Annotated in this window: 11 protein-coding genes; 4 read left to right on the top strand and 7 right to left on the bottom strand. The window is 36.7% G+C overall.

Going from position 1 to position 13,610, the window contains the following annotated elements:
• Nucleotides 1–18: 18 nt before the first annotated feature.
• Nucleotides 19–564, bottom strand: coding sequence for a 16S rRNA (guanine(966)-N(2))-methyltransferase RsmD (gene rsmD, locus NMG63_RS03020; protein WP_013852757.1), 546 nt, complete (start codon nucleotides 562–564; stop codon nucleotides 19–21).
• On the bottom strand, nucleotides 564–1,820 hold the full coding sequence (locus NMG63_RS03015; protein ID WP_013852756.1) for an FtsW/RodA/SpoVE family cell cycle protein: 1,257 nt from the start codon (nucleotides 1,818–1,820) through the stop codon (nucleotides 564–566). The genes rsmD and NMG63_RS03015 overlap by 1 nt, the downstream gene beginning before the upstream one ends.
• Nucleotides 1,821–1,995: 175 nt before the next feature.
• On the opposite strand from NMG63_RS03015, the gene def reads away from it, so the two are divergent.
• Genes def through mnmM form a run of 4 tightly spaced genes read left to right on the top strand, consistent with a single transcriptional unit; the run spans nucleotide 1,996 to nucleotide 5,802 of the window.
• Nucleotides 1,996–2,568, top strand: coding sequence for a peptide deformylase (def, locus tag NMG63_RS03010; RefSeq protein WP_003773223.1), 573 nt, complete (start codon nucleotides 1,996–1,998; stop codon nucleotides 2,566–2,568).
• Between the two features lie 8 nt (nucleotides 2,569–2,576).
• A complete protein-coding gene (gene rnjA / locus NMG63_RS03005; protein WP_003773222.1) occupies nucleotides 2,577–4,442 on the top strand; it encodes a ribonuclease J1 in 1,866 nt (621 codons plus the stop codon).
• Nucleotides 4,439–5,257 carry a metallophosphoesterase gene (locus tag NMG63_RS03000; RefSeq protein WP_254007435.1) on the top strand — a complete coding sequence of 273 codons (819 nt, stop codon included), beginning with the start codon at nucleotides 4,439–4,441 and terminating at the stop codon, nucleotides 5,255–5,257. Before rnjA ends, NMG63_RS03000 begins: the two co-directional genes overlap by 4 nt.
• A 20-nt stretch (nucleotides 5,258–5,277) precedes the next feature.
• Nucleotides 5,278–5,802: a tRNA 5-(aminomethyl)-2-thiouridylate-methyltransferase MnmM gene (gene mnmM, locus NMG63_RS02995; RefSeq protein ID WP_123171656.1), complete on the top strand. Its 525-nt coding sequence runs from the start codon at nucleotides 5,278–5,280 to the stop codon at nucleotides 5,800–5,802.
• Here mnmM and NMG63_RS02990 read toward each other — a convergent pair.
• The 5 genes from NMG63_RS02990 to NMG63_RS02970 all read right to left on the bottom strand — a co-directional run bounded on the left by NMG63_RS02990 (nucleotide 5,756) and on the right by NMG63_RS02970 (nucleotide 13,565).
• Nucleotides 5,756–6,271, bottom strand: coding sequence for an NUDIX hydrolase (locus NMG63_RS02990; RefSeq protein ID WP_123171657.1), 516 nt, complete (start codon nucleotides 6,269–6,271; stop codon nucleotides 5,756–5,758). The genes mnmM and NMG63_RS02990 overlap by 47 nt on opposite strands.
• Before the next feature lie 260 nt (nucleotides 6,272–6,531).
• The gene (locus NMG63_RS02985) at nucleotides 6,532–11,154 is read right to left on the bottom strand and encodes an endo-beta-N-acetylglucosaminidase (RefSeq protein ID WP_254007434.1); all 4,623 of its coding nucleotides are present in this window, start codon (nucleotides 11,152–11,154) and stop codon (nucleotides 6,532–6,534) included.
• Between the two features lie 128 nt (nucleotides 11,155–11,282).
• Nucleotides 11,283–12,278: a LacI family DNA-binding transcriptional regulator gene (locus NMG63_RS02980; RefSeq protein ID WP_013852749.1), complete on the bottom strand. Its 996-nt coding sequence runs from the start codon at nucleotides 12,276–12,278 to the stop codon at nucleotides 11,283–11,285.
• Nucleotides 12,275–13,156, bottom strand: coding sequence for a hypothetical protein (locus NMG63_RS02975; protein ID WP_254007433.1), 882 nt, complete (start codon nucleotides 13,154–13,156; stop codon nucleotides 12,275–12,277). Before NMG63_RS02975 ends, NMG63_RS02980 begins: the two co-directional genes overlap by 4 nt.
• On the bottom strand, nucleotides 13,149–13,565 hold the full coding sequence (locus NMG63_RS02970; RefSeq protein WP_254007432.1) for a hypothetical protein: 417 nt from the start codon (nucleotides 13,563–13,565) through the stop codon (nucleotides 13,149–13,151). Before NMG63_RS02970 ends, NMG63_RS02975 begins: the two co-directional genes overlap by 8 nt.
• Between the last annotated feature and the right edge of the window lie 45 nt (nucleotides 13,566–13,610).

The raw sequence follows: 13,610 nt of genomic DNA, 5'->3' as shown, positions 1-13,610 counted from the left end.
TAAAAAATAAAAAAGGACTTATTTGTCCTTTTTGTAGTATCGTACTTTACTAATTCCATAATCTTTAACACAATCTAACGAATAACCATCAATCTCATCAGGTAAGTCGTAATTTTTATCCGTCTCACAAATTATCAACCCACCATCTACGACCAAATCACGCTTGATTATCAACTTTATGATTTTAAGTGTTTGCGCGTAGCGATAAGGTGGGTCAAGGAAAACAAATTCAAAGGAACCGGATACCGTTTCCAATAACTTCATCGAATCCCCTTTTTTGAGTTGAATGCGCGATTCAAGACCAAATGTTTTTATATTATCCTGGATAACACTAAAAGCTCGTACATCTTTTTCAAAAACTACTGCGCGCTCGATACCGCGACTAATTGATTCAATTGCCATCGCACCCGATCCACCAAATACATCCAACATTGCCCCTTCATTAAAGAAAGGTCCAATTCGATTAAAAATTGCGGCACGAACCTTATCCGTTGTAGGACGTGTCGTATCTCCTTTTAATGTTTTGATGGGTCTTGATCCAAATCTTCCTGCTACAACTCTCATTACACTACCTCTGTTAAGCGTTTTAAATTTTCTTTACGTTTTGTTTCTTCTTGTTTAATCCGTAATTGGTCTTTACGTTTTACATTAATAATACCCATTTCATATCGGGAAATTACATTTTGTGTTAGACCAATGGCAATCATGATTGCCATACGACTGGATCCCCCTTTAGAAATAAAGAGAAGCGGTACTCCCGTTAGAGGAATCAGTGCCGTAATACCTCCTATATTAAAGATAAAGTGAATCATAATATAAGCAACAGTCCCCATTAAAATAACTTTATCGGATTCTTTTTTAACTTTAAATGAATATTTAACCAGTTGGAATAGCATCGTTCCATATCCAATTAGAATCACCGAGAACCCAATCATCCCCAATTCTTCAATTGTTACAGCAAGAATAAAATCCGTATGAGCTTCTGGAAGATAACCATATTTGATTAAACTATTCCCATAACCCATTCCAAAAAGGCCACCTTTAAACATCGCAACCATTCCATTAAAGATTTGATATCCACTTCCATAACGATCCAAGAATGGGTTCGAGGATGTTTTAAATCGTCCAATCATATAAGGCGGAATGTTTAATTTTTCAATGAGACTAATTCCGAACGAAGAATCCAGAAAGATCAGTCCTATGATTCCTACACCTGCAAGAATAAACATTACTTTTTGTAATCGTGTTAGTTTGTCATGTGATGGTATTAAAACACAGATATATGCAACACCAATAATAACAACCGCTGACCCAAGGTCATGCTGCGCTTTCACAACAAATACGAAAATCGCAAGAATAATAAAGAATGGTTTTTTAACCATATCAAATGTGCTAGCACTTGTTCGTTTATTACGATCTGCAAGAAATGTTGCGATCGTAAGGATTCCAAAAATCTTAGCAAACTCACTAGGTTGGATGGTCATTACTTTAAGATTAATCCAAGCTTTCGCTCCATTAACTGCAGGAAAAACAAGCGTAATTCCCAACATACCAACCATTAAAAGTAATATTTTCGCATAATTTTTTCTAAAATAATTAAGTGAAAATCTTCGAGCGACCATAACCATCATAATATAGGATACAATCACAAAAACGAGCTCCTTAACCCCAACCAAGACTAATGACTTCGGCGTACTTCCGGATGTCATGCTTCCTGAGATAACCATAAGGACCCCAAAGATATTTAATATTAATGCTGCTGCATGGATTGGGCGGTTATAGCCCATGGGCATTTTAAGTGATATTTTTCTTTTCTTCATGGCTTTATTCTATCATAGATATAATGAAAAATAAGCGAAAGCCTTTCAAAAAGAGTAAAAATACGATAAACTATGCATAAAGAGTTTGAATAGACCCACATATAATTCATACTTAAATATTATAATATATGGCATATATATTATTTATTTTTATCATGGAATAGAGGAATTTTAAATGCACGATATAAATATGGACACAATTGTCCTAGATCCAAACCCAGTTCTGCGTGAAAAATGCGAACCGGTGTCTTTTCCTTTGTCGGAAGAAGACCGTAATACACTTGAAAATATGTTGCAATATGTTCGCGATTCAAGAGATCCTGAACTCGCTGAAAAGTATAATTTGCAACCTGCAAACGGAATTGCTGCACCTCAAATTGGTGTTGCGAAACAAATGACAGCACTTGTTGTTGATCTTGAAGATAAACATGGAAATGTAAAAACGGTTGAATATGCTTTAGTTAATCCTAAAATAGTTTCAAATTCGGTAAAACAATGTGCACTCAGTTATGGTGAAGGTTGCTTATCCATTCGTAAGGATTACCCAGGACTTGTTCGTCGTAGCCAACGCATTAAAGTTTTAGCATACGATATGATAACAGACCAACGTATTGAGATTGTCGCAAAAGACATCTTAGCAATTGTTTTACAACATGAAATTGATCATTTAAATGGTGTACTCTTTTACGATCATATTGATTCAAAAGACCCATGGATGGCTGAAAAAGGACTTAAAATCATAGAATAGGAGATTATATGGACGAAAAAAATATGAAATTAAGAAAAACCGATACCCTAGTCTATGCTTTAGGTGGCTTGGGCGAAGTCGGTAAGAATATGTATTGTATTGAACATGATGATGAAATTATCATTATTGACTGCGGGGTAATGTTCCCCGAAGAGAACTTATTGGGTGTTGATTATGTCATTCAAGACTATGCTCACTTAATTCGTAATCAAAAGAAAGTTAAAGCCCTCGTTATTACACACGGACATGAAGACCACATTGGTGGTATTCCTTTCTTACTCCAAAAAGTGAACGTACCTCAGATTTACGCACCGCAATTTGCGAAAGCTCAAATTGAACGTAAACTTGAAGAACGAAAAATAAGAACAAAACACAAAATTCAAGAAATCGATTCAAAATCTACAATTAAAACAAAACATTTTGTTATTGGATTCTTTAATGTTGTTCACTCGATTCCCGATGCACTTGGGGTTCTTGTTAATACACCAAATGGACGCATTGTCTCAACAGGAGACTTTAAATTTGATTTAACGCCTGTTGGAAATAATCCAGATTACCAAATTATGTCTTATATGGGTGAAATTGGCGTTACGCTTTTAATGAGTGATTCTACCAATGCAGAAGTTAGTGGCTTTTCCATCAGTGAAAAAGAAGTTGGACGTGAAATTAAACGAATTTTCAACAAGACAGAAGGTCGTATCATCATTGCTACCTTTGCTTCAAACGTTTATCGTGTTCAGCAAATTATCGAGGCTGCTATTGCGGATGGTCGTAAGATTGCAATCTTTGGTCGTTCGATGGATAACGTTGTTAATATCGCACGTAAACTCGGTCATATTGATGCAGCTGACAAACACTTTGTTAATGCTCATCAATTAAATAAACTTCCTGCTGATCAATCTTGTATTATCTGTACAGGAAGCCAAGGGGAACCCTTGGCTGCGTTAAGTCGTATTGCAAATGGAACACACCGCCAAATCAGCATTATGCCTGGTGATACGGTCGTATTCTCATCAAGCCCAATTCCTGGAAATGCTACCAGTGTTTCCCATGTTGTAAACCAATTGACTCGTGCCGGTGCAAATGTCCTAACAAACTCACCGCTCAACTCAATTCATACAACAGGTCATGCTTCAAAAGAAGAACAAACACTGATGCTTCAATTAATCAAACCGAAATTCTTTATGCCAATGCATGGAGAATACAAGATGCTTAAAGCACATCGTCAAACAGCAATTGAGACGGGTGTTGACCCAGATAACATCTTTATTTGCTCAAACGGTGATGTTGTTGCACTACGTGATGGTGTTGCATTCATGAGTGATACCCGAATTCAAGCCGATGACATTTATGTTGATGGAAATGATTCGAGTGGATTATCGACTGCAGTGCTTAAAGATCGTAAGATTTTATCGGACAGTGGGCTGGTTTCAGTTGTAGTAACCATTGATTCACGTCAAAATAAAATTCTATGTAAACCAACTATTGTTACACGAGGATTTGTATTCATTAAAGAAAATCAAACATTACTTAAAGAAGCGGAACTTGTTGTTTATGAAGCACTTAAAAAACGTATGACAAAGAAAGTTACCTTTGGAGAAATTAAGAATACAATTCGTGGTTCTCTCGAGCCCTTCCTTTACAAACATACTCAACGTAACCCACTTGTTATTCCTGTAATCTTAAACCAAAAAACAGCGATGACACCGGTAAAAGTTGAAAATAAAAAAGAAAACTCAGGTCAAGAAACAAAACCTGTAAAAAAACAGAAGAAAAATAACAACAAACAAAATAATGAACCGAAACAACAAAAGGATGCTAAAAAACCAAAAACACCGAAAGCAACAAAACCTCAACAAGCTCGTGAAGCATGAGTAAAAAAAAGTTAGCGGTTTTACTGGGGATGATTGCAATTGTGTCATCATTAATTTATTTTGAAATGACACATTTTGCACCTCAGCGTGTTAAGTTGCGTATTGAAACGGTGGAATCAACACGCATTCCTGCATCCTTCAACAATCTTTCAATCGGATTTCTATCCGATGTTTACAGTCATGAAGATAACCTCGATAAAGCTTTAAAAGAACTTGATTCATTTAAGCCTGATATGATTGTTTTCGGTGGTAATTTATTCAAAGCAGCACCTTCAGAGAAGGAACAAGCTGCAATGATTGAAAAATTAAGTACATTGAATGCGAAACTCGGTAAGTATGCAGTATTGGGTGAAAATGATATCCGTAAAGCAAATGAAGTGACGCAAGAAGTTTTAACACAAAGTGGATTTAAACTCATTTCAAATACAAAAATTGATGTTCACAACTTTACAACCGAGTCGATTCAACTTGTTGGTATCGATGCAAACAATGACATCAATAAAGAAACAGAATTTCCTTACCCTACGACATCAGAGGACCTCTTCAACATTACCATTGCAAACAATCCGGATAATGTGAAGGAATTTGATGATACGGAAGTGGATCTCATGCTTTCTGGGAAGACAATGGGTGGTTACATCCGATTACCACTTATTGGCTCGATCACAGAGTCTTCAGACTATATTAATAAACGTCAAACAGTTGACGAAACAACTTTAATTATTTCATCAGGAATAGGATTAAAAGAACCTGAAATGCGTCTTTTATCTAATCCTGATGTCATGATTGTTATTTTAAAAAGCCCCGAAGCATAGGGCTTTTTTTTGGAGGTATTATGAATCATAAAGAACAATCCCATCAGTGGATGAAACAATTTCTCAATAAGGACTCAATTGTCGTGGATATGACCTGTGGTAATGGATATGATACGCATTTTCTAGCCAATCATGCCGGTCATGTTTACGCTATCGATATACAAGAAGAAGCAATTTTGAGTTCAAAACAATTAAACCAAAACTTTTCCAACATCACTTATATCCACTCCGATCACAGTCGTGTTAATTTCGAAGAAAAAGCACCCTTTACAGGTGCTATATACAATCTTGGTTACTTACCTCGAAGTGATAAGTCGATCATTACAACGTCACATACAACGGTCTCATCACTTAAAAACATCTTCCCCTTACTTACAGACTTTTTAGTAATTGCTTGCTACTTAAAGCATGAAGGTGGTTACGAAGAATATGAAGCAGTTCGTGATTACATTATATCGACAAACATGCCCTATGAGACCTTGGAATACGAAACGCCTCTTAGTCCCGTAACGTTTCTTGTTGATCTACGAAATAATGCATCATAAACCGTTCCCGCGCATGAACCAGCTCATTGACGCCATCTTGTGGTTTATCCAAAATGTCTAACCACACATTTGGTAGTTTCCATTCAATCGAATCAAACAATTGTAATTCAAGACATGTTCGAGCATAACATGTCTTTTTTGCGAGCTTACAAACAAAATAATTATGGACTGTAGTAAGTTCTAATCGATGGTATGCGTCCACAACACTTGCGAGATAGGAAATTGAATCCACCTCATATCCAAGTTCTTCTTGTATTTCGCGATGAACTGCTTGAATCATTGACTCGCCAACTTCAATACCACCACCGGGTGATTCATAATGATTTCGCTTACCAAATAAGTCTTGTCCTTTAATTAGAATCATTGCACACTGTCCAAATTCATTCAGAACAAAACAACGAACGGTATTACGAACATTACAGATATTAGCCGCTTTAAATTGATCATCATCGAAGTATTTAATTATCATTATAAAACCTCCTGGTAATATAAAAAAAGACGCACGCTGCGCCTTTCAATGAAGTTGTTGAATCACACAAATATCTTGGGTGGGGGGGTAAAGAATATTTGGTGTTCAACCGGTCATCACTGACCATGTACAATAATACGCTCTTGGTCATTTATTGTCAAGGATAAAACCAAAAATTAAATTTTTATTAAGATTTAGTTTGCTAACAAAGTAACAAGTACTTAGAAAGCTTAAAAAAAGAGGGTTTCCCCTCTTTGTTATTAGTGTTTATGACGTCGTTTTAGAGCCAATCCTAATCCTAACATTACGATACCACCGTATAGGCTTGTATTCGAAACACCGGTTTTAGGAAGTTCTATTGTTTTATTTTTTTGAGATATAACACCCTCAGTCCCACCTTTATTCAATGCTTCAGAAGGATTTGTTTCAGGTTTCACTTCTGGTTTTTCTTCCGGTTTCACTTCCGGTTTCACTTCCGGTTTCACTTCCGGTTTTTCCTCTGGATCAACGGGTTCATCAATACGAACAAGTGCATCCATTGCTGTTTCGAGTTCTAAAACAGCTTCATTGAGTTCTTCCTGTGATACGGGTTTAGGAATTGAAATACTTCTAAATTGTCTACCTTGAATACGTCCTAAAATGGTCTCTGCCTTTTGGAGTGCATTTTCAAGCCCTACGAAGCTTTCTTCCGTATAGTGAGTTACATCAAGTTGACGTGCTTCACTGACACGGTCTTCCAAGCGATCAATCATTTCCTGATCCAGTTTTACAGGTCGTAAATTTAAGACAAGTTCTTGAACTTTTTCTGCGACTTCATCAATTTCATCTTGAGAGAGATTAAGATCCAAACGCAGCGTGTTCACCTGCTCAATATATTCTTGAAGTGCTTTAAATGTTGTTTCATCATAACGGTTTGCTTCAAGTTCTCCAAGCATTTCTATAAGTTCATCAACACCACTCCAATCTTGACTCATATCAATTCGTTCAAGAAGTGATAAGGCGTGTTTTAGATTTTCTGCTGCGTCATCGATATCTTGTTGTGTTGATAGTTCAAGTTCCGCAATGGTTCGTGCATGTTTGTGTGCATCATGAAGGCGAATTAAACTTGACTCTGTATAGAGATCTAAGTTTACTGCATCGGCTTCTTTGATAAGTTGTTCAAGGAATTCGGTGTTACGGATTCGTTTTAAACCATCGATGGATTCTTGTAGTGATTTAACTAGAGCATCCATCTCTGTTTGATCTGACACTTTATTCCGTAATGTTTGAACATTTTCGAGTACCTCTTGGAATGTCGCAAAACTTTCCGATGTATAAAGACTGGCATCGATTGTTTTTGCCGATTCAATAAGAACATCCAATGCTTTTGTATCGAGTTTCAGTACAAAATCATCAAGCGCTTTGTTAAGACGTTCGTGAATTGTTTTATACTGTGTCTCGGATGCCTCGTTTCCTTCAAGCATTGCCTTAGCTTCAGCATAGATTGTATCAAATTGTGCTAAGGAGGCTTCGGTATAGACACTTCGGTCCAAACTCTCAAGTTCTTGAATACGCTCTTGAAGCTTCACATATTCTGCATCGTGAATTTTCTCAAGCTTATCGATAGCATCGTTCAACTTAATTAGCATCGCTTCATAATCTTTTTCTTGCGCAGTTTCAAGTTCAAGGAGCGCCTTTGCTTCTACAACGACTGAATCTGCTTTTTCAAGGGATGCTTGTGTATAGATTTTACGAACAAGCTTTTCATACGCTTCAATCTCTATGTTTAAGGCTTGATATGATTTTGATTGAACAAGCGTAATGGATACTTGATTCATGCTTATATCATCTTTAACTTCAAAAGGATATTCAAGGATATTATCAGGATAACCTTTAGGAAGTGTTTTTAGTGTAAGTGTATAGTTTCCTAATGGTAATTCAGTTTCAATTCCCGCTTGAGTACTAACACCTTCATAGACTCCTTTGTTTTCGTGATTTTTAATCATAAATGGTACTTCTATGGCTTCATTCACATCACTTGTTATATGGATTGAAGTCATTGCTTTTGTTTCTGTTGGAATTTCGAAAGCAATACTGTTTTTAAAACTTTCTTCCGAGAAATCCGGTTGGATGGTGTAGTAAATCAAACCATCGTACTCACTAAAATCGAAATCTTTAAGAACCATGGTTCCTTGTTTTTCATTGCGAATGGATTGAGTTGGTTTTTTTTCTTCAAGTTTGCGATAAAGGTGTACGGTTGTTTTCGCAGGAACATGTTTAAAGGTTAATGAACCCATTCCATTTGCTTGAGGTTTTGCTTCAACTTGATTGAGTAGTAAGTTATTGGGTTTTGGGAAGGAATCCGTTTCAAACATTTGCCATTCATAAATACGAACTGCTTGCCATGGCGATGACCCCGCTAAATCAATCTTCAATTTCCACTCTTGAGCGGTAATCGGTTCATCTAACAAGACATCGGTTACGGCTTCACGATTATTTTTAATCTGTTTTGCTAAGATCCAATCGCCTTTCTCATTTTTATAATGCAGTGAGAAATTAATGGTATTCATGTCTTTGGCTTCTCCACCGTATTCCGCATGCTCAACACGCCAACGTTTGATTGTTTTTGGCGCATCCAGTTTGATATCCATGTATCCATTACTTTTTGGTGATGAAGCCCATTTACTGTTTCCTTGTGCTGTTCCATCTAAAGCTTTCGATGCAGGTTCCGCATCATTTTGATGACTTACAGCTGTTACTTCCGCATTTAACGCAACATTTATTGGAACTTCCATTTCCACAACTTCACTACGGTTGAGGTCTACACCCCATTCAAAACGACCCTCTGTACCAAGGCCTCGTTGTCCGTCTTTATTTATGGTGATTACTTGAATGGTTGTATGGTTGTCTTCAAATGCATTCGCATCAGTTCGAGTAATCTTATCAGCATAGAAATGATTGTTTGTACTTGTGCCTAATAACACAGGTACTCCATCGTTATTTACTTGGTAGACTTCATAATACTGAGCACCGTCTACTTTGTCCCAGGTCGCTCTAAATTGAGCCATACGTGCATCCGCAAGCAATTGTTCGGTTACCACAATGTTTGATGGACCGGCCAAGCGTGGTGCCGTATTTGTATACACATGAATTTGGCCAAGATTTACTTTAATCGGCCCTGCTTGTTTCGCTTCAACTTGAAGACTAAGTGCATGCATCACAGAACCACTATAAGTGGATAAATCTACACTGTGACGTACCCACCCATCTTTATCGGATGTAAGTGTAAAGAATGTCGCATCATGATCTTTATAGTTTTCATCAAACGATACCCCTAAACGTAGCGTCGTATTCGGTGTCGTCTTTGTAACGACATCAACTTTTGTTGTATCGGTTACATTTAATTTTGTACTATATAACATAACTTCATTCGTGTCCCCTGCTTTAAAGTTACCTTCAATTTTTAAAGCATTCCCACCATTGTATGCATCATCAAAATCGTAAGCAATGGCAGCGCGAGCTTGACCCGCTTTATGATCTTTAACCCAAAAACGCCAGGTTGGCATGATATCTTGAATCGCACGGTTGTGCCATGCACCATCACGCGTTAACACACCATCCGTAAACCATTTACGACCATGACCGGAATTAAAACTTGTTTGAAATTCCGTACCCGTGATAACCGACTTGTCCACAACATAACGGGACATTCCCTTCCAGTTTTGGGAATCATCTGCTAAAGTTGGATCGCCTTGAGGTCCTGTATATAAGATATTTTCTTGATGATGGAAATCTTCAGGATCTCTCGCAAGACCCATGGTTGAATTGGATGCGTAAAGCGCGATGGATGATAGAATGCATTTATCAGCACCAATTAGAGTTCGAGAATCAATATTTGTTTTATGAGAACGTTGTTGGATCTCAAAACCTGTATAAGCGTCAAACGGATTACGTCCAATCGATTTTAGATAATCGGATGTTCCTTGAACACGACCTTGCCAGTTATAGTTAATGAAAAATTCATCAACACCAAAATCATCTTCATGATCAACAGGTTTCATCCATAAGTCATTGGATTGATTAATTGCATTTTGATGACTTACATTCCCATTATTCGCCATGGCATCATACCAAGAAATATTAATAGGATATCCCATTTCGCGTGATTTGGTACGCATATAACGTAGCATCGCATTCAATTGATTCGCAACACGTTGGTTGGATCCATAAGTTTCTTGATTGAAGAAATACCCATCAAAGCCAAAGTATTGCGCAATTTCGATCATTTTATCAGCTGCAGGAAATGATCCATCGGGATTTTGTTGAACCATCGCTTCGAGTTCCTTTAAGGAATCTGGTTGACCACTACCCCATGGAAATCCTAATGTCGCATACACTGGAACACCATTTTTATGCGCTGCATCGACGATATCGGGTGATGGCATAGCAAAAATCCCTTCATCCGTACCAGCCCAATATATGAGTGAATCAATGTATTGCCAGTTATCAAATGCATATATATTGAAGTCACTACCACCTGTTGATGGTGAACTATCATGATTTGCATTGATAATCGCAGCATTGGTGATCTTCGCATCAGGATGGGCAAGATCGTTAATTTGATGGCCTTTAAATCGGTTGGTATTTAAAGGAATTGTTGCACGATTCAATGATGCATCGGGATCTGTTTCCGGTGTCCATTTCATCAATGTTTCGAGTCTAAAAGCGGGTGATAAGGGTTGAAGTGAAAGCCCATCATGATACGCTTCATTCACCTCATCCGTTCCATCTCCAGTAACAAGTGCATGAGATGGCATGACAAAAAAAGGTAATAATAACGAAAAACTGGTGACAACCGCAAGTGTTGTCTTTACATATGATTTAAATCTAGAATTTCTTTTCATAAATATCCCCTTTCAAATGTGCATGCGTTTTAGAAAACGCTTACACTTATATGTTATTTTGAAATTGAATTCTGAACAAGTCACAAATCATATGAATTTGGGTATAAAAAAAAGACCCAATGGGTCTTTTAGTTTTTTGTGGATTGACGTGGTGTATAAAGATAACTAAGTTCAATTTCTTTATCTTCAACTTCATCTTCATTAAGCATTTTTGTAAGAACACGCATTGCAACTGCACCCAGATCATAGGATGGAATTGCGAAACTTGATAAGCGTGGACGCACCATTGAGTTATACTTCGTATCAATTAAACATACAATTTCCAAATCTTCTGGAATATTCATATTACACTCATGCGCCGCATTCATTGCGGAAATCGCTTGAGAATCGCGGTTTGCAATTAAGAAATTGTAATTCATTGATTCAATATGATCTAAGAAATAATCATAAGAACGACGGTAATCTACTGGGATTTCAATATACCCTTCATCATCAATACCTAATTCTTGATATGCACGTTGAACACCTGAAACCATTTGATTTGTTGTGAAATCATTTTTGCGGTCTTGAATTACAGCAACACGGTTTTTAGGATCCATTTGAATTTTTTGCATCGTCAATTCATAAACTGCTTTTTCAATATCAACGTAAACGGATGAAATTTGCTTATCAGACATTTTATTACCGATAATTACAATTGGGAATTGATATTTATTCAATTCTGCCAATTCATTTTCCATGAGCTTATCGTTATAGATAATTACACCGTCCACACGTGATTTAATGATATCATCAATAACATCTTTAATGTCTACGATACCTTCAGTCATTGTGTGAAGCATAATATTGTATTTATAAATCTTTGCGACATCAATCAAACCATTAATAATTTGACCGGTATAGCCAAAACTTGCTTCAGGTACGAGTAACGCAATTGTCGTAGTTTTTTGTAGAGCAAGGCCTTGAGCAATAGCATTTGGTTTATATCCTAATTTGTCAATTGCAGTTTCTACTTTAACACGTGTTTCTTCACGAACAATTTCGAGACCATTAATTACACGTGATACAGTAGCGAGTGATACCCCAGCTTCTTTCGCTACATCATAAATCGTTACACGTTTCATACTTCTTCATCCTCTTTTACTTCATCTAATTTTTTATCGAGTTCACGAACTTGTTTTTCAGCCGCTTCTACAATATTTGAAGGTTCAAGGTTTGATTCTGCATCTCTTGATACTTGATCCAATTCTTCTTCTAAGGTATCAAGAAAACTGAATGCATCTTCTTCAAATTCATGTGCTTTCGTTTCTACGGTATCTTCAACAAATTCTGATACTTTTTCAGCACCATCATGGACTTTAACTTTTACCGTTTCAGCACCTGCATGGACTTCTTTTGAGACTTTTTCCGCCTTAGCTCTTAATTCTTGTTCTGATACCCAATCGGTAACGTTTTTAGATGTATCTTTAACAATTTGAGTTCCAGCATCAACAGCCTCTTTTGTTTTTTCTTTTACAATCTCAGCACTTTTAACGACACCAGGATGTTTAGCAAGGTCATCCAAGCCTTTCTGCATTTTTTTAAGACCTAAAAGTGCGCCTTCTTTAAAACGATCAAAAGTTTCGGACTCTTCAACTTTTTGAAATGTTGTTTTTGCCGATTCAAAAATACCGGTTGCAAGATTTCCTAAATCATCAAAAAATTCATTGCGTTCCGGTGCTGCACGAAGCACTTCTAATGCGGAATTCACAATATCTTTATTTTTTTCAAGTAAATGTTCTGCACGTTCTTGTATTAAATCACTGTCTTTAAATCCCGAAATGATTTCCAGTGAGCGAACATTCATATCGTTAATGGTATTGAGCGTTTTATCTCTAAATGTTAAGAGACGTTCTTGACCATTTTTAGCGGCAATAATTTCATTGCTTTCGCTATAAAAGTTATAAACAACATCATCGATTTGATAAACAAGTTCATTTAAAATTTCATCATATTTACTCATAAATTCCAAAATCCTCCTCTTTTTCATCTCCAGTTTCTTGAATATCCGAACTTTCAGGATTCCGTCCATTACGACGTTTATCTAAAAGGTATTTTGTCCAATTTACAATGGCATCGGAATGTTTCGCACCATAACTTGCGACAGAGCTTACAGCACTTACGGCTGATTGATTTACCAAGTCCACTGTATTTGTGACATTATTTAAAGTATTTAAAGGTGCTTGAAGCTGATCCACTGAACTTTGTGTCGAATCAATAACACCGTTAACACGGTCAATTGTTTTCGGCAAATCCCTCACAACAACATAAATACGATACAAAATCATTGCCAATATAATTAAACAAACCACACCAACTATCGGTGCAATTAAGATTGATACTTCACGTAAATTCTGAATTAATGCATCCATTCTATCACCTCTCTAATGTCATTATAACTGTATATGAAAAAGTTT

This window comes from Erysipelothrix amsterdamensis (genome assembly GCF_940143175.1).
Lineage (GTDB): Bacteria > Bacillota_I > Bacilli_A > Erysipelotrichales > Erysipelotrichaceae > Erysipelothrix > Erysipelothrix amsterdamensis.
Note: the sequence above shows the minus strand (reverse complement) of the source record. Positions and strands in the feature narration are given on the sequence as shown.